Source organism: Aliinostoc sp. HNIBRCY26, assembly GCF_050235535.1.
In the GTDB taxonomy this organism is placed as follows: Bacteria; Cyanobacteriota; Cyanobacteriia; order Cyanobacteriales; family Nostocaceae; genus Trichormus.
On sequence record NZ_CP189852.1, the window covers coordinates 5,649,290 to 5,665,617 of the forward strand.

16 protein-coding genes are annotated in these 16,328 nt (G+C 41.0%); 6 read left to right on the forward strand and 10 right to left on the reverse strand.

Going from position 1 to position 16,328, the window contains the following annotated elements:
• Window positions 1–196: 196 nt before the first annotated feature.
• From ACQFX9_RS23880 to trxA, 4 genes are all read right to left on the reverse strand, one after another.
• Complete coding sequence (locus ACQFX9_RS23880) at window positions 197–895, reverse strand: glutathione binding-like protein (RefSeq protein WP_427159022.1); 699 nt, start codon at window positions 893–895, stop codon at window positions 197–199.
• A 67-nt stretch (window positions 896–962) separates the two neighbouring features.
• Entirely contained in the window at window positions 963–1,652 is a 690-nt protein-coding gene (locus tag ACQFX9_RS23885) for an SDR family NAD(P)-dependent oxidoreductase (protein ID WP_427159023.1), read from the reverse strand.
• A 92-nt stretch (window positions 1,653–1,744) separates the two neighbouring features.
• Entirely contained in the window at window positions 1,745–2,410 is a 666-nt protein-coding gene (locus tag ACQFX9_RS23890; RefSeq protein WP_427159025.1) for a nitroreductase family protein, read from the reverse strand.
• A gap of 221 nt (window positions 2,411–2,631) precedes the next feature.
• Window positions 2,632–2,964, reverse strand: coding sequence for a thioredoxin (trxA, locus tag ACQFX9_RS23895; protein WP_427159027.1), 333 nt, complete (start codon window positions 2,962–2,964; stop codon window positions 2,632–2,634).
• Between the two features lie 81 nt (window positions 2,965–3,045).
• Between trxA and ACQFX9_RS23900 the strand changes: the two genes are divergently transcribed.
• Window positions 3,046–3,366, forward strand: a complete 321-nt coding sequence (locus ACQFX9_RS23900) for an ArsR/SmtB family transcription factor (protein WP_427159029.1) — start codon at window positions 3,046–3,048, stop codon at window positions 3,364–3,366.
• A 115-nt stretch (window positions 3,367–3,481) separates the two neighbouring features.
• On the opposite strand, the gene ACQFX9_RS23905 is transcribed toward ACQFX9_RS23900, so the two are convergent.
• Window positions 3,482–4,024: a hypothetical protein gene (locus ACQFX9_RS23905; RefSeq protein WP_427159031.1), complete on the reverse strand. Its 543-nt coding sequence runs from the start codon at window positions 4,022–4,024 to the stop codon at window positions 3,482–3,484.
• Between the two features lie 194 nt (window positions 4,025–4,218).
• On the reverse strand, window positions 4,219–5,568 hold the full coding sequence (locus ACQFX9_RS23910) for an OB-fold nucleic acid binding domain-containing protein (RefSeq protein ID WP_427159033.1): 1,350 nt from the start codon (window positions 5,566–5,568) through the stop codon (window positions 4,219–4,221).
• Window positions 5,569–5,765: 197 nt separating this feature from the next.
• On the opposite strand from ACQFX9_RS23910, the gene gatA reads away from it, so the two are divergent.
• Window positions 5,766–7,223 carry an Asp-tRNA(Asn)/Glu-tRNA(Gln) amidotransferase subunit GatA gene (gene gatA, locus ACQFX9_RS23915; RefSeq protein ID WP_427159035.1) on the forward strand — a complete coding sequence of 486 codons (1,458 nt, stop codon included), beginning with the start codon at window positions 5,766–5,768 and terminating at the stop codon, window positions 7,221–7,223.
• Between the two features lie 26 nt (window positions 7,224–7,249).
• On the opposite strand, the gene ACQFX9_RS23920 is transcribed toward gatA, so the two are convergent.
• Window positions 7,250–7,384: a hypothetical protein gene (locus ACQFX9_RS23920; RefSeq protein WP_427159037.1), complete on the reverse strand. Its 135-nt coding sequence runs from the start codon at window positions 7,382–7,384 to the stop codon at window positions 7,250–7,252.
• Between the two features lie 51 nt (window positions 7,385–7,435).
• Here ACQFX9_RS23920 and ACQFX9_RS23925 point away from each other — a divergent pair, with 51 nt between their 5' ends.
• Window positions 7,436–8,116, forward strand: coding sequence for a polysaccharide deacetylase family protein (locus ACQFX9_RS23925; protein WP_427159039.1), 681 nt, complete (start codon window positions 7,436–7,438; stop codon window positions 8,114–8,116).
• Between the two features lie 126 nt (window positions 8,117–8,242).
• On the opposite strand, the gene ACQFX9_RS23930 is transcribed toward ACQFX9_RS23925, so the two are convergent.
• Both ACQFX9_RS23930 and ACQFX9_RS23935 read right to left on the reverse strand, forming a co-directional pair.
• Window positions 8,243–8,584 (reverse strand): helix-turn-helix transcriptional regulator, encoded by a 342-nt coding sequence (locus ACQFX9_RS23930; RefSeq protein WP_427159041.1) that lies wholly within the window; start codon window positions 8,582–8,584, stop codon window positions 8,243–8,245.
• Window positions 8,585–8,814: 230 nt separating this feature from the next.
• A complete protein-coding gene (locus ACQFX9_RS23935) occupies window positions 8,815–9,255 on the reverse strand; it encodes a hypothetical protein (RefSeq protein WP_427159043.1) in 441 nt (146 codons plus the stop codon).
• A gap of 1,145 nt (window positions 9,256–10,400) precedes the next feature.
• On the opposite strand from ACQFX9_RS23935, the gene ACQFX9_RS23940 reads away from it, so the two are divergent.
• Entirely contained in the window at window positions 10,401–11,639 is a 1,239-nt protein-coding gene (locus ACQFX9_RS23940) for an RNA-guided endonuclease InsQ/TnpB family protein (protein WP_427159045.1), read from the forward strand.
• A gap of 5 nt (window positions 11,640–11,644) precedes the next feature.
• Here ACQFX9_RS23940 and ACQFX9_RS23945 read toward each other — a convergent pair whose 3' ends face one another.
• Window positions 11,645–13,039, reverse strand: a complete 1,395-nt coding sequence (locus ACQFX9_RS23945) for a proton extrusion protein PcxA (protein WP_427159047.1) — start codon at window positions 13,037–13,039, stop codon at window positions 11,645–11,647.
• 244 nt (window positions 13,040–13,283) lie between these two features.
• Here ACQFX9_RS23945 and ACQFX9_RS23950 point away from each other — a divergent pair, with 244 nt between their 5' ends.
• Complete coding sequence (locus ACQFX9_RS23950; protein ID WP_427159049.1) at window positions 13,284–15,470, forward strand: recombinase family protein; 2,187 nt, start codon at window positions 13,284–13,286, stop codon at window positions 15,468–15,470.
• 140 nt (window positions 15,471–15,610) lie between these two features.
• Window positions 15,611–16,279 carry a peptide-methionine (S)-S-oxide reductase MsrA gene (gene msrA, locus ACQFX9_RS23955; RefSeq protein WP_427159051.1) on the forward strand — a complete coding sequence of 223 codons (669 nt, stop codon included), beginning with the start codon at window positions 15,611–15,613 and terminating at the stop codon, window positions 16,277–16,279.
• The last annotated feature ends 49 nt before the right edge of the window (window positions 16,280–16,328 follow it).

The window sequence follows — 16,328 nt, forward strand, 5'->3', positions numbered from 1 at the left end:
AACTTCCAACACAAGTAACTATTGTGAAAATTTGCAGCGTCTAGACACCCGATTTTGTTGATAAATTGGGTGTCTAAATGATTTTGAGCCTTTAACTAACGCGACTACGCGCTAGCAAGATTATAGAAGAAACACTTTTTTCTTCCCCTACACCCCTAAACCCTTAAACCCCTACACCCCTAAGTTTCTTGTGAGTCTATGCTTTAACTGTGTTTGCTGATTGATTAAACAACACATTCCTTGACTTTTCGATATCTAAAGCCTGATTTTTAAAGGCTTCCGCTTTTTCATAGGCGCGAATTACAGCTGGACGCGCCTGAATGCTTTCAAACCAACGTTTCAAGTTAGGGAAATTATCTAAATTTTGACCTTGGCGTTCAAAAGGTACTATCCAGGGATAGATTGCGATATCTGCAATGGAATAATCACCAGCTATAAATTCTCTGTCTGTTAGTCGTTTATTTAGCACCGCGTATAAACGTGCTGTTTCATTGACGTAGCGGTTAATAGCGTATTCTATTTTTTCTGGTGCATATTGGCTAAAGTGGTGGTTTTGTCCAGCCATCGGCCCTAAACCCCCCATTTGCCAAAATAACCATTGCAAAACCTCTACTCGTTCCCTCAGATTTGAAGAAATTAATTTCCCTGTTTTTTCTGCTAAGTACAACAAAATAGCACCAGACTCAAATACAGAAATAGCTTCACCCCCACCGCTTGGTTCGTTGTCAACAATTGCGGGTATGCGATTATTAGGGGAAATAGCTAAGAATTCTGGTTTGAATTGGTCGCCGGCACCAATATTTACAGGAATGATATTGTAAGGTAAACCGACTTCTTCTAGAAAGATAGTAATTTTATGACCGTTAGGAGTCGTCCAATAATACAAGTCAATCATGGTGATGTCTCCTGGGTGTTAGTTATTAGTCATTAGTCATTAGTCATTAGTATTTCTTCCCCAGCCCCTAAAACCTCTCTACCCAAGGGCGCAGTTCTACTTCCCATGTCCATGCACTGCGGGGTTGTTTGAGGATGTTGAGGTAGGTTTGGGCGATCGCATCTGGATCTAGGGTACTATCAGGATTGTCTGCTGAGTCTGAATAAGATGCAGAACGAATCACGCCATCAATTACAAAATGGGCGACGTGAATATTTTTAGGGGCGAGTTCTCTGGCTATGCTTTGGGCTAAACCACGCAACGCAAACTTACCCATTGCAAAAGGTGCAGACTGTGGATAGCCTTTGACACTAGCTGATGCGCCTGTAAAGAAGATTGCGCCACTCCCCTGCTGTAACATTCGTTTAGCCGCAGCTTGAGCTACGAGAAAGCCGCCATAGGCTGTAATTTCTAAGGTTTTTGCCACATCTTCAGGATTTAAATCAATCAATGCCCCACGCACCCGCCAGCTAGGATTGTAAACTACGATATTAGGCGAACCGAGTTTTTTGTCTACATCATTAAATAGCTGTTGTACTTCGTCAGCTTGAGAAACATCGGCCGCAAAACGAACAGCCCCGATTTCCTCACTAAGTTTAGCCAGTTTATCTACGTTCCGCGCCGCTAAAGCGATGCTAATTCCTTCTTGAGCAAATAAACGTGCAATGGAAGCACTTAATCCACTACCAGCCCCAACGATTAACGCTGTGTTTGACATGGTGATTAATCCTTATGTGTAGCGGAGGAAAATAAAAAGGCAAAAGTAAAAAGTAAAAAGTATTTTTTCTTTTACCTTTTGCCTTTTACTTTTTACCCTTGATAGGGGTTATCAATTTTATCTACAAAGACGTTGTAAGATAATGGCAGGCGACCAGGATCTAGACGAGGTTCGGCAGCATAGCCAACAGGAACTAAAACTGCGATCGCTAAATCTTGCTCATTCTCTGCACCAATTACTTCTTTGACTTTATCTTCTATCCAACCATTCATAAAACAGGTAGATAGCCCTAAGCTTTCTGCTGCTAACACTAAATGGGTAGCAGCAATAATCGCATCTTTAATTGCATATTCCCGGCGTTTATCTCCTAATCCTGCTTGGAATTGGGGAATAGCACTTTTAAAATAATTGACTGTACCTTCATTCCATGCACCTGTTTGCAAGGCTTTTTCATACACCAAGCTTAAATCTCCCTCTCCAGCTTTGGCATCAGCAGCAAATACAAAGGTGACAGGAGCTTCTATAACTTGTTTTTGATTCCAAGAAGCAGCTGCTAAAGCTGCTTTTTGCGCTTCGTCCTGCACTAAGACAATGCGCCAGGCTTGGGTATTAAAACTACTAGGTGCAGCTACAGTCAACTCTACTAATTGCTTAAGTAGTTCTGGTTCTATGGGGTCTGGTTTAAAAGTCTTGATGGAACGTCTTTGAATAATCGCCTTGGGTACGTCTAGAGGTTGAACTTGGGTAATTGTACTCATGAGATTCGCCTCTGATTTAATGTAATAGGATTACGCTGTGAAAATTTACAGACGCGATTTACTGCGTCTGTTCAAGACTACCGTAGGAACTGGTAATTTGGTTATAAATTGTTACCCATTACCAGTCCTGATTGCATCAATAGCAATTTAACAAGATTTAACGGATTTAAGTCGCGAGAATTATACAGCCGCTTCAGTAAAAAACCGACTTCTGTAACTGATTAATCTTGTTGAATATGCTGTGTTAAGGTCTTAGTCAAACTATCTTTCGCGACAGCCCCCACAACTGTATCGACTTGTCGCCCTCCCTTGAATACCATCAGAGTAGGAATGCTACGAATACCGTAATGACTAGCAACAGTGGGATTTTGGTCTGTGTTTAACTTTACTACTTTTACTTGTCCTACATATTCATTAGCTATTTCATCGACAACTGGTGCTACCATCCGACACGGGCCACACCAAGGGGCCCAAAAATCCACTAATACAGGGATTTGGCTATTTAGCACTTCTTGCTTAAATGTGGCTTCTGTAACATTTATGACGGATGACATAGTTGTCCTCCTGATTTAATTCATTTATTCGATTTTATCGAATAATAAAAATATATGCCAATTTAAGAGATAATGCAAGTTATGAAATTCTTATATCATCCAGACCGAAAAGATATTACATTACCAGGAGTTTTGTACGCGCTAGGTGATCCTGTGCGCTTAGAGATGGTGTGCTTGTTAGCCGCCAAAGGTGAGCAATGTTGTGGAGACTTTGACTTTGCGATCGCCAAGTCTACCATGTCGAACCACTTTAAGATTTTGCGAGAGTCGGGTGTAGTGTTCAGCCGTAAAGAAGGAACACAGCACATCAACAGATTGCGGCGAGAAGATTTAGAAGAACTATTTCCTGGGTTACTAGAAGCAGTATTGCGATCGGCGAAGTCAACAGTCAATAGTCATTAGTCATTAGTTATTAGTCATTAGTCATTAGTCATTAGTCAACAGTCAATAGTCAGCACTCATTACTCATTACTTCTCCCTTGTCCCCCTTGTCTTCCTTGTCCCCCCAAACCCCCACTTATTGATAAATCCTCTTATAACTTCTCCGCCATTTTTCTAGGTGATCTATAGATATAGATTTAGTTAAAACATTGGCATTATCACCACGCCAATCTACTTCAGGATCTGTGGTGAAAACTCCGCATTCTAATTGTTCGGGGTGAATACTCCAGTATTGACTAAATCTACTTTTTAAAGTGATTACTTGCTCAAAAACTTTATTTCTGTGTTTATTTCTGCGTTTTCTTTCTGTCGCGCCTGTTGCTTCTGTGTCGATAAATTTCGTCTCAATTAAGAATAAATTTCCTTGGAATGTTAAATAAACAAAATCACATTTTCCTAAGTCTGTATAGTCAGCTATTGGAGACTTTTCAAACAACAATAACTCATAGCAGGAAGGAAATAAATCACGAATATTCAAAAATAGATAAGCCTGCAAAAGCAGTTCTTTATCATACGGAAATACAATCACCCCTTCAAAAAACTGTTTAATGTCTTCGTGGGTTTGGGGTTGAATTTTTTTGCAATAAGACACAAACTTACTTAAGTCATTAGCGATCATTAAGTTTCAGCTCCTTCCCCTACCTCTTGCCGAAGTTGTTATGGCATAAAAAAGTACCATGCCCTAGAGGAAATCATCATCCGCACAAGTAACTAAAAAAAGTATTCATTTTGATGACTTCTACGGTAATATACTGGGGGTATTTGGGACTGGGGATCAGGGATGAGGGGTTGGCAGGTAAACTAAACTTTTTTCTAACTACCGATTAAAGGTCTTAGATGTGCGGGAAATCTAGCATTTTGTAAGGCTTGTACGGTAATTCGTGCATCTTGCACACAAAATTGCCAACCTAATCGCACTAATTTGCGAGAATGTTCAGTTTGTATAATTCCTATCACTGGCATTTTAGCTTTGTCTCGATCCCCTGACTGTTCTTGTAAAATTGTTTTCAAGCGATGTAGTTCTTCGATATTGGACGCTTGTTGGGGATTTAATTCCACCATAACCATTTGTACTGTTTCAACTGGTTCGGCATCATCAACGATTAATTGCAGTTGATCGTCGCGACGGTCTACTTTACCCCAAATGATAAATCTAGCATCAACTTGTAAGACAGAACTAACGCGTTCATAGGTTTTAGGAAACACTACAGCTTCAGTTTGAGATGTTAAATCTTCTATTTGCAAAATCGCCATTGGATCGCCTTTTTTGGTCATGACTTTTTTCACACCGTTGAGCATGGCGACTACACATAATTTTGTATCTTCTCTTTGTTCTCCGAGTTGAGAAATATTGATTGGTGTTAAAAGTGGTGCAACTTGTCTTAAAGATTTCAGGGGATGATCAGAAACATAAAAACCTAATAATTCTTTTTCCATTCGCAATTTTTCTTGCGGTGGATAGTCATTTACCGGTTTAGCTTTTGGTGCAGTTTCAAAGGCGTTATTTGATTTTTTATCATTAGCAGACGAGAATCCGCCTAATAAATCAAATAAATTACCTTGTCCAGTGGCTCTATCTTTAGCGCGAGATTGCGCCCATTCATAAACTAATTCTAAATCGTGCATTAATTGTTGACGGTTAGCTTCAATTTTGTCGAAAGCACCGCAATAAATCAACGATTCTAGGGTTCGGCGGTTGACAGTGCGAAGATCCACGCGATCGCAAAAATCAGCTAAAGATTTAAACGCGCCTCCCTGTTCACGCGCTTCTATAATAGCAGCGATCGCATTTTGTCCCACATTCCGCACCGCCGAAAATCCAAATAAAATTTTCCCACCCACAGGCGTAAAATCCACCCCAGAACGATTAATATCAGGTGGTTCAATTTGGATATTCATACTGATACAGGTGGAAATATATTTCTGCACCTTATCTGTATCACCACTGTTAGCTGTCAGGAGTGCAGCCATATATTCCAGTGGGTAATTAGCCTTTAAATAGGCGGTTTGATAGGTAACATATCCGTAGGCAGTTGAGTGTGACTTATTGAAACAATTAGAAGCTACAAAGCCATTTTTAATCACAAAATTGTGATCACTCTCAACGCCTATGTCGTAGACATTTTCTTTACCTATATACTTGCGAGTAATAATTTTAACCATAGTGGTGGTTGGGGATTAGGGACTGGGGACTGGGGATTGGGGGACAAGGTAGACAAGGTAGACAAGGTAGATTTTACCTCAATGTCCAATTCCCCATGCCCCATGCCCAATTCCCCATGCCCAATTCCCCATGCCCAGTACCCAGTCACCGTCAATATGTACTAAAATCAATGACTTGAGTCACTAAGAGAGCAATCATGGCATCCATCCGCGAGTTGCACGAACAACTAGTTAAAAAAGAACGTTCTGCCGTTGAAATTACCCAAGAGGCTTTAGACCGGATTCAAGCTTTAGAGCCGAAATTGCACAGTTTTCTACACGTAACGGCACAAAAGGCGTTAGAACAGGCTAGTGCTGTGGATGCCAAAATTGCCGCAGGTGAGGAAATTGGCTTATTGGCGGGAATTCCCATTGGTGTTAAAGACAATATGTGTACTAAGGGGATTCCTACGACTTGCGCTTCCAGGATTTTAGAAAATTTTGTGCCACCTTATGAATCAACTGTGTCACAAAAATTGATTGATGCAGGGGCGGTGATTGTTGGGAAAACCAACTTAGATGAATTTGCAATGGGTAGTTCCACTGAGAGTTCTGCCTATCAAGTCACGGCGAATCCTTGGGATTTGTCGAGAGTTCCTGGTGGTTCTTCTGGGGGTTCAGCCGCCGCCGTCGCCGCCGATGAATGTGTAGTTGCGCTGGGTTCTGATACTGGGGGTTCAATTCGCCAACCTGCTTCTTTTTGCGGTGTGGTGGGACTTAAACCCACCTATGGTTTAGTGTCCCGTTATGGTTTAGTGGCTTACGCTTCATCATTAGATCAAATTGGCCCCTTTGGACGCTCAGTAGAAGATACCGCGATATTATTAAATGCGATCGCAGGTTATGACCCCAAAGATTCCACCAGCCTGAAAGTCGAAATTCCTAATTACGCCGCCACCTTAAGACCAGACCTCAAAGCCAGAAGTAAAACCCGAATCGGTGTGATCAAAGAAACTTTTGGTCAAGGTTTAGATTCCGTGGTGGAAAAAGCTGTTACCAAAGCTATTGAACAACTACAGAGTTTAGGTGCAGAAATTCATGTGATTTCCTGTCCTAACTTCCGCTATGGCTTACCTAGTTATTACATCATCGCTCCCTCAGAAGCATCCGCCAACCTCGCCCGCTACGATGGTGTGAAATACGGCTGGCGCGCCTCAGATGCGGATAATCTCCTGTCTATGTACAAGAGTACCCGAGCCCAAGGATTTGGCGCAGAAGTCAAACGCCGGATTATGATTGGTACATATGCCCTATCTGCTGGTTACTATGATGCTTATTACCTGAAGGCGCAAAAAGTCCGTACCTTGATTAAACAAGACTTTGAAAAAGCCTTTGAAACCGTTGATTTGTTAGTCACTCCCACAGCACCAACCACAGCATTTAAAGCAGGAGAAAAAACTACTGATCCCTTGAGTATGTATTTAAATGACTTGATGACAATTCCTGTAAACCTTGCTGGTTTACCAGGGATTAGCATTCCCTGTGGTTTTGACGAACAAGGACTACCCATCGGCTTGCAACTCATCGGCAAAGTTCTCAAAGAAGACCAACTATTACAAGTCGCCTACGCTTTTGAGCAATCCACAACTTGGCATTTGCGTCAACCAGAAATTTAGGGACTTCCAACTTAAAAAATATACTATCACTTTGATGGCAAGGGGGCATAGGGAATCGGGAATTGGGAATCGGGAATCGGGAATCGGGCATAGGGCATGGGGCATTGGACATTGAGGTAAAATCTACCTTGTCTACCTTGTCTACCTTGTCTACCTTCCAATCCCCAGTCCCCAGTCCCCAGTCCCCAATCCCCAGTCCCTAATCCCTTTCCATGCAACTCGCACCACTATTCCCCATCGCTTACCGTCTTCTCCAACCCAATTTTCCCCAGTGTCTATGGTGTGGAAATGGAGAGACTAAAACCATCGCTTTAACTTTTGATGATGGGCCTCATCCCCAATACACTCCCCAGGTATTAGCAGTTTTAGACCACTACAACATCAAAGCTAGCTTTTTTTGGTTGGGTGTTTGTGTGAATCGTTCACCAGATGTTGCCAAAGCGGTGAGCGATCGCGGACACTGGATTGGGTTACATGGTTATGACCACCGTTCTTTTATCAGACTCTCACCCCCAGACCTCAAAGAGAGTTTAGAAAAAACCCAAACTGCTATCTATCATGCTTGTGATCTTCCACCTACTCAAGTGCGTGATGTTAGACCACCCAATGGTTTATTTCTGCCCCAAACTCTCAAATTCTTTTTACAATGGCAATATCGCCCAGTCATGTGGAGTGTTGTCCCAGAAGACTGGGCTAGACCTGGAGTCAATCAAGTAGTGCAGCGTGTGACCCAGCAAGTAAAAGATGGTTCTTTGATTGTTTTGCATGATGGTGCTTGCGGCGGACAAGATGTTGCAGCTACAATTCAAATCCTCATCCCTGCACTACTACAACAAGGTTATCAATTCGTGACTATTGAAACTTTTTGGCAACAAGCTCAAAGTATCTCCTAGAAAAATAAGTAGCCATCAGGGCTTTTTTGGGAAGGATCGCTACTCACAATCCTTACCCACCTCAAAAAATTGGCATCAGTGGTAATGTTATTGCCAGGTTTTGAGGTTGCATTTGTCCCTACTGTTTTAGGTACTTTTAGCTTGTGACTGTTGAGCTACTTCTGTATCTGAAGTATTGACTGAAACAGGCTCTTGATTTCCTAAGAGTTGATGTAGGTCATTTAATGAGGTTGGTTTGCCTACAGCCCCATCTATAGGCTCATTAGCATACTCTATTAGGTCTTCCACTTGACAATTCAAGGCTTTACAAAACCTAATAATTCTCTCAATATGGTCTGTCCCAGTCCGGCCGCTTTCCCAGTTTTGAATAGTGCTTTCAGTCACGCCGACAAGACGGGACAATTCAAGCTGGGTCAGCCCTGCTTTTTCTCGAAGCAAAGCGATCCTTGGTTTTGGCTTTTGTTTCACAGCTACAGCACTTTTATCTATCTATAGTCGTAGATCCTAGCACCAAAGAAAACCTGCGCCTATAAAATTACTAAAAAAGTTTTGTATATTCATGAAAATATTTTACAGACTGGCACAACAGCCAATTTTTTCGCCTCTGAGTCTAAGATCAAAAAGTAGGTGTGTAGGGGTTGCAGATGCTTTGGGACTCTGCACTGGGTAAGCATAATTCACCCCAAATTGCACTATTTTTACAGCGACACTTGGAACTGTGTTTCCAAATTTACACGTAACCACAAGTCCCTAAAACACCAGATATAGCCAGAATTTACTATATCTGTAAAATCTTCTACTTGATTAGTAATGATTGCATCCAATTGATAATTTTTTAAACACACTACCTCTACAGCAGATTCAAAATTTTTCATAGAAGATGTCCGTGCTGTTTTAATGATGCTTTGATCAACAACACAAATTTGCATTTTTTCTCTTAGCCAGTCAATTACTATATCAGCATAAATATTTTGTAAACAAGTTGCATAAGCATAAATCTTTTCTAATCCCACATTAGTTAAATACAGTTGAATTGATGGATCTACTCTATCTAATAATTGGCTGACATCTATTGTTGATTCAGTGCGATTCATTAAAGCTTCTAATATTAAATCGGTATCAATTAAAATCCTGAACACTTTCTCAGTTTCCTTTAATTTCCTATTTCCACACGTCATAGATAAACTAGATTATTTAGTCTCAATAGATTCAAATATATTTTTGTTGCTCAGAATAATTTAAATCATTATTGAGAAAATTTACTAATACTAGTTTTTTAGTAATTGAGAGAAATTACAGAGTCGTTATATCCCAGTCAAATATCCAGCCTATTTTACTTAGGACTAGCTTGAGATTAACTGACTACTAATTTCTGAATGCTTATGTGGTAGATACAACCTGAAAGGGTGATATTCCCGTAACTGCAAAACTAGCTCAAAATCAGGAACAAAATATTTGTCAACATTTAGACACTATTATTTTCTACTCTTTAGTTTTCTAGAGTAGTTGCCAAGTATAACTACTTGCGTTTTTGACACAGATTTACACAGGAATAACAGGATCTAAGTGACGCAAGATGATTTTTGATAGTTCCAACAATATACAACAGAGTCAAAAAAATATCCCCAACTATTCCGAAAAGTCAGGGTTATAAGTCCATTAATCATCAGAAATCAAGTCAGATGATTATCAAGTAATTAGATGATGTGATAAAAATCTTTAGTTAACAAAATTTAGGGGTTTTAGTCGCCGGCTTCTATGGCAGTGTCTGAATCCCCATTACAACACGGAAAAAGCAAATTGCGTTAGCGTACCACTTTGCTACGCAACGCTACCGCCAACCTGGAATCAAGCTACGCGTAGCGTCTCGGAGAGAAGTTCATTGCGTTAGCGTAGCGAGACGTACCCCTCCGGGGAAGCAAGCTACGCTCTCTTCGTCTCGTTGGTGCAGCCTCTCGTAGAGAAGAGAAGTCCATTGCGAATTGGTTTAATTTACCTTTAACAGCAAGAAGGCTCACGTCTCATCCGAAGGGGAGCGTGAGATGAATTGCGCGTGAGTTGACGACAGTTTCCCGACCAATTCCGACAGGCAAGGGAGGGAAACATGGAGGAAACGTAGCAAGATCCCGAAGGGTACAAATGAAGTCTTGACTCACTGTAAGTTTTTATATTATCATGAACCATAAAACACGGTAAAAGTAGATGCCCTTCGGGTTCGGCACTTTGCCAGACGCTCCTGCGTCGCTAACGTGACGGAAACCGCCAAGACGGCAAGTGCCTCACCATGTATAGAGCAATTAAGTTGAGAATCTATCCTACTGACGAGCAAGAGTCGTATCTGGCTCAATGTTTTGGCAATACTAGATGGTTGTGGAATTATATGCTTAATGCCACAACTACAGAGTACAAAGAAACAGGAAAAGGTCTTTCTAAGGTGGCAATGGACAAGTTGCTGCCTGGGTTAAAGAAAGAGTACGAATGGTTAGGACTTGCATACTCTCAAGTATTGCAACGAGTCACATTCAATCTTTCTAGTGCATTCGTTAATTTCTTTGAAGGACGTGCTAAATATCCCAACTTCAAGTCTAAACATGGCAAGCAATCGATTCAATATCCCCAAAACGTGAAGCTAATCCCACAGGATTCTGTGATTAAGTTTCCTGGCAATCTGGGGATAGTCAAAGCTGTGTTTCACAAAGAACTACCAAATGCTAAGTTCACGACTGTAACTATATCTAAAAATGCAGATGGTAGATACTACGCTTCTATTCTGTTCAACCATGAAGATATGCCAGTAGTTGCAATCAACGAAGCTATTGGAGTTGACCTTGGTTTGAAAAATCTTGCTATAACTTCTGATGGATCAAAATACGACTTACCCAAAAAGAGACTAGCGAAGTTAGAGAAAAATAGAAAGCGTAAGCAGAAAAAACTAGCAAGAAAGAAGGATAAAACGTCTAAAAAACGCCAAAAGGCTAAATGCTTAGTGGCTAAAGTTTCTAGTAAAATCTCTAGGGTTAGAGAAGATTTTCTACACAAGCTGTCTCGCAAAATAGCATACGAAAACAAAGTTATTTGTGTAGAGGACTTGGCAGTTAAAAACATGGTGAAAAATCCTAACTTGGCCAAAGCTATTAGTGACCAAGGATGGGGGATGTTTCTCACTATGTTGAAATACAAAGCTGAAAGATTTGGACATACGTATCAAGAAATCAATCGTTTCTTTCCTTCATCTCAGCTTTGTAGTGAGACTCTGCTACCAATCCCAATGCTGCAAAATGGTTATGATTCGCTGGGGATTAGGTTTGTAGATTGCCCACACTGCCAAAAGCAGCATGATAGAGACATCAACGCTGCAATAAATATCAGAAATGAAGGTTTGCGACTTCTGGTGTTAGGAACTAGCACTTCTGCCCAAGGAGGGAATGTAAGACCAAAGACTTCTGGACGTAAAAAATCCACCAAGTCTGAGGCAGTTCCCAATGATTTGGGAAGCCTACATCGTACCGCAAGGTCGATGTAGGTAGTTCACTCATTCATATTTTTGTATGTAGCTACGGCGGAAGGCGATATCCGGTTGAGGTAGCGGAAAATCCAATATTTAAAGATAGTGTCTAAAATTACGGGGAATGTAGCAATAAACAAGTAGATAAAGTCTCGGTTTGCTGGTAAACCCCAATGACGAGTCACACCTTCGAGAATAACTTCCCAGCCGTGGGGAGAGTGGAAGCCGACAAAGACATCCGTAAATAAGATAATAATAAATGCTTTGGCACTATCACTCAGTCCATAAACCACATTATCAAAGAAATCTTTTAACACCGTAATAGAAGACTTGCTAGCAATCAGTAGCCAAATGAAAGCAGCCACAGAACAAATATCTGCAAAAACATTCTTAATTGCATTAGCACTTTCCCTCCGGAATTCTTCTGCAACTTCCTGCGCTTTGGTTTGTATTTGTTTTTCTATCTCCTCTGTCGAAAGTGGTGGTGCATTACTAATTAAATTTTCAAACTTGATTCTTTCTTCAAACCTTTGGATTGTTAGTAGAGCTTTTTCTTCCATTTCTTCATTGAGAAATATTTGCTCAGTTTGAGCAGTTCTAAAGCGTTCTACAATAGGGCCTACTAATAAAGCTTTGGATAATTGGTGAGTTAAAAGTGGTATAATAATAATTAATAATATAAACCGAATTGAAATAATAGTTCGCCGTTGTGCTTGGCGAAAATTCTGCACCACATCCTGTTCAGAATTAGGATCTAACTCAATTTGTAGCCGGCCAATGGTACTTAAAATTGAACGCGGCAGAATCCCTATAGAATCGGCTTTAGGGCGTTTTCTTTGATTTTGTGCTGAGGGTCTACCAAGATTTTGTGGTGGTGATGTCGGTGCATATATTCTCTCTACTAAATCATTTTTATTAGATTTAATAATACTGGGAGGGTAATTAGGAGATGCTTCCGAATTTTGCCCATCAGCAGTTTTATTCAGAGGAGTTTGATTAAGACCGTTAGATGATAGAAGTTCTTGCTCAAGATTAATATATTTGGTAGTAATATCATCAATGAACTTTAATTTGTCTAAAATTTCTGTAGGTGTGAGATACTCTATACCAGTTTTTTGAGCAGCTTTTTGATGAGACTCGTTAGAAAACCAGCGACTGAATCGAAATTCAGTCAATCGCATCCTCACCAGCTTTAATTGTTTTTTAATATCAGACTCAAAATAATCCATAACACTACTGCTATAGATGGCTGAGTTGAAGTCTATTGTACTACCATTAAAATATTCATCCTCTATGGCTTTGATTTTTAAGGCAGCTTTGTAGGCTTCGTCTAAGGAGCGTTCTGGTGTCTGTAAATACCATCTATAAGCCGATAGTAAAAAAGGATAAATTTTTTGGCTAAACATCGAGTTTTGCATTGTCAGTAATTTTCCAGAAAATCTTTATGGTAATGGTATTTGGTCTTGAAGCAGTTGGGTACATTTATATACAGTTTTTTCTGTCTTTTTTAGCTGTCCGTCTTCTATTAAGAGCTTACACAAATAATTATGACCGTGCTTACTTTCAGGGAACAGCAATTAAATCAGCTTGATATATTATGTGTTGATTACTAATTTTAAATTAACACCAAACATCATCAAAAATCTATTCGGGAGATGAGTAGTGGTTTTTCATTCTATTTGGATTGTTGGGAGTAGTCGGAGTGGGAAGACTAGCCGATTAATAGAACAATTTAGTATTTGGCTACAAAATAGAAAACAAATATATGAATTATTTTATACTAAAAGAGCAAAATTGCAAGCAAGCACTTACATACCTCAATCAGAGTTACTCCAGCAAGCCAAACCGGGAATTTTGGTTTTGGCTGCCAATGATGATAATCGGCGAGAGTTGGGGGATAAAATTGTTACTAGCACTCAAGGGAAATATCCAGTCCGCGTCAGAACGCCACTAGGTTTTTTTCAAGATGAGGTAATTTTATTTTGGCCTTTACTGATTGAACTGCTGCATCTCAAGGCACACTTTCCTGTGCGCTTGCGGCCGGAAACTGAGCAAGAATTAGCAACTAAACTGTGGAGAAGCCAATTAGATGAAGACACCTTAAAACTTGCGGGGGTGAATGAATACCGCTTTGTGAGGCGCATCTTAGACTTAATGCAGTTAGCGGCTTATAGTGGAACACCATGTGAAGAAATTGCAGGTATTTTGCAAACCAGTTTAGAGGAAAATAGCGGCAATCTAAAGCCAGAATTTATGGCAGATTTACTGGTAGATTGGCGAAATTGGTGTTTAGAAAGGGGATTCCTCACCTATGGGATTATTACCGAACTCTACACCCAGTATTTATTAAAGAATAAAGATTATCAACAGCACCTAGCCAACCGTTATCAAGCAGTATTAGCGGATGATGTGGATGAATATCCTGGAATGGTGCGTGATTTGTTGGAATTGCTCTTAGATCAAGGTGCAGTTGGTGCGTTTAGCTACAATCCTGATGGGGGGGTGAGATTGGGGTTAGGGGCAGATCCCGATTATTTGGCAGGGTTGGGGAGGCGTTGTCAGGTGGAAGCTTTGTCAGGGTTTGCACTGGATTCTCTAGCTGATAGACTAGCTGCGCCGATGGTGGGATCATTAAGTTCACCAATGGTAATGTCAGATTTACCAGCAGTGGTGCAGTCAATACAAACTACCTCCCGTTCTCAATTGTTACGACAGACGGCAGAATTTATTGGTCATGCAATTAATTCGGGATTAGTTGCAGCCGAAGAGGTGGCAATAATTGCGCCTGGTTTAGACGCGATCGCTCGCTATACCATAGTAGAAATTCTCAGTAAGCAGAATATTACTGTGGAATCACTCAATGACCAACGCCCCTTAATTAGTTCTCCGGTGATTCGGGCATTGCTGACCATGCTAGCTTTAGTCTATCCCGGCTTGGGACGCTTGGTAGACAGGGATGCCGTAGCTGAGATGTTAGTTGTTTTGAGTCGAAAAGCAGAATCATCAGAAACTCCGGCCGCACTTTCTCCCAATATCGACCCAGTTAGGGCAGGATTGATAGCAGATTATTGCTTTGTTCCCCACCCCGAACACCCCAACTTACTACCAGTCAAAACCTTTGAACGTTGGGATCGAATTGGCTATGCTGCCACCACAGCCTACACAGAGATTTTACAGTGGATAGAAAAACAGCGATCGCAGCAAGAACTCCGCCTAATTCCCAGCCCCATTTCCCTTTTAGACAGGGCAATTCAAAACTTTCTATGGAATGGTAGTAATCTTCCCTACGAACAACTAGCAGCCTTGAGAGAACTACTAGAAACCGCCCAACACTATTGGGAAATTGAAACCAGATTAAAACAAACCCTAGCAAACGCCCCAGAAGCAAATCATCACCTCACCAACACAACTATTGCCGAATTTATTCAACTCCTGCGTCGGGGGACAATTACCGCCAACCCATACCCCCTACGTTCCATCGGTAAACACAGAAAAGCCGTCACCTTAGCCACTATTTTCCAATACCGTGCTAACCGCAAATCTCACCGTTGGCACTTTTGGCTAGATACGGGTTCACCCCTATGGGCAAAAGGTGGAGCTGCAACTTTATTTGGCGCGCCATTTTTCCTGCAAGATAGACTAGGACAACCTTGGACAGCCGAAGATGAGAGGTTAGCAGAAGAAACCAGACTACAGAGAATTCTGCACGATTTACTCTCCCGTGTTTCCCAGAGATTGTACTTATGTCACAGCGACTTAGCCGTCAATGGACAAGAACAACTAGGGCCTTTGTTGCAGTTGGTTCATGCTTGTATTCCATTGGATGTGAAAGAGAGTATAGGGGTGTAGGGGTGTAGGGGTAAATAACCTTCTTTCTCCCTTGCTTCCCATTCCCCATTCCCCATTCCCCAACCCTGCTATCTGGTCAGCAGAAACACTAAAATATTAAGTAACGTGAAAACTTCTATAAAAAATTAGAGTAGAAATCAATGGGACTTTTTGGATTCGGCAAAAAGCTGGCAATACCTTCTCCTGAACAGGCTTTACCAGGCAGAACACAAACCATGCCTGTACCTGCACAGCACTACGTGAATAATCACCCCCTCAAACCACCTTTTCCTGAAGGTATGGAAACAGCATTGTTTGGTTTGGGTTGTTTTTGGGGTGCAGAACGGAAGTTTTGGCAAAAAGAGGGAGTTTACAGCACTGCGGTAGGTTATGCGGCTGGTTACACACCCAATCCCACTTACAAGGAAGTTTGTTCTGGTTTGACTGGACACAATGAGGTTGTGTTTGTGGTGTTTGACCCCAAAGTGATTAGCTACGCTGAATTACTGAAAGTCTTTTGGGAAAGTCACGACCCCACCCAAGGAATGCGTCAAGGTAATGACGTAGGTACTCAATACCGTTCAGGAATTTACGTTTATTCCGAGGAACAAAAAAAACTAGCTGAAGCGTCACGGGATGCTTATCAAGAAGCCCTTAGCCGTGCAGGATACGGGAAAATTACTACAGAAATTCTGGATGCTCCTGAATTTTACTATGCAGAAGATTATCATCAGCAGTATTTAGCGAAAAACCCCAATGGTTATTGTGGTTTAGGCGGAACAAATGTAGCTTGTCCTGTAGGTTTGATTGAATCAAATGTAAACGGGTAAGAAGTGAAAAGGCAAAAGGTAAAAGGTAAAAGGCAAAGAGTAATTATTT

What these genes read in the sequence shown, in the direction of transcription:
- ACQFX9_RS23905 (WP_427159031.1), bottom strand. Translation starts at nt 4,024, where the DNA reads ATGATCGCTAATGACTTAAGTAAGTTTGTGTCTTATTGCAAAAAAATT.
- ACQFX9_RS23890 (WP_427159025.1), bottom strand. Translation starts at nt 2,410, where the DNA reads ATGAGTACAATTACCCAAGTTCAACCTCTAGACGTACCCAAGGCGATT.
- ACQFX9_RS23900 (WP_427159029.1), top strand. Translation starts at nt 3,046, where the DNA reads ATGAAATTCTTATATCATCCAGACCGAAAAGATATTACATTACCAGGA.
- ACQFX9_RS23910 (WP_427159033.1), bottom strand. Translation starts at nt 5,568, where the DNA reads ATGGTTAAAATTATTACTCGCAAGTATATAGGTAAAGAAAATGTCTAC.
- ACQFX9_RS23925 (WP_427159039.1), top strand. Translation starts at nt 7,436, where the DNA reads ATGCAACTCGCACCACTATTCCCCATCGCTTACCGTCTTCTCCAACCC.
- gatA (WP_427159035.1), top strand. Translation starts at nt 5,766, where the DNA reads ATGGCATCCATCCGCGAGTTGCACGAACAACTAGTTAAAAAAGAACGT.
- ACQFX9_RS23880 (WP_427159022.1), bottom strand. Translation starts at nt 895, where the DNA reads ATGATTGACTTGTATTATTGGACGACTCCTAACGGTCATAAAATTACT.
- trxA (WP_427159027.1), bottom strand. Translation starts at nt 2,964, where the DNA reads ATGTCATCCGTCATAAATGTTACAGAAGCCACATTTAAGCAAGAAGTG.
- ACQFX9_RS23945 (WP_427159047.1), bottom strand. Translation starts at nt 13,039, where the DNA reads ATGCAAAACTCGATGTTTAGCCAAAAAATTTATCCTTTTTTACTATCG.
- ACQFX9_RS23885 (WP_427159023.1), bottom strand. Translation starts at nt 1,652, where the DNA reads ATGTCAAACACAGCGTTAATCGTTGGGGCTGGTAGTGGATTAAGTGCT.
- ACQFX9_RS23940 (WP_427159045.1), top strand. Translation starts at nt 10,401, where the DNA reads ATGTATAGAGCAATTAAGTTGAGAATCTATCCTACTGACGAGCAAGAG.
- msrA (WP_427159051.1), top strand. Translation starts at nt 15,611, where the DNA reads ATGGGACTTTTTGGATTCGGCAAAAAGCTGGCAATACCTTCTCCTGAA.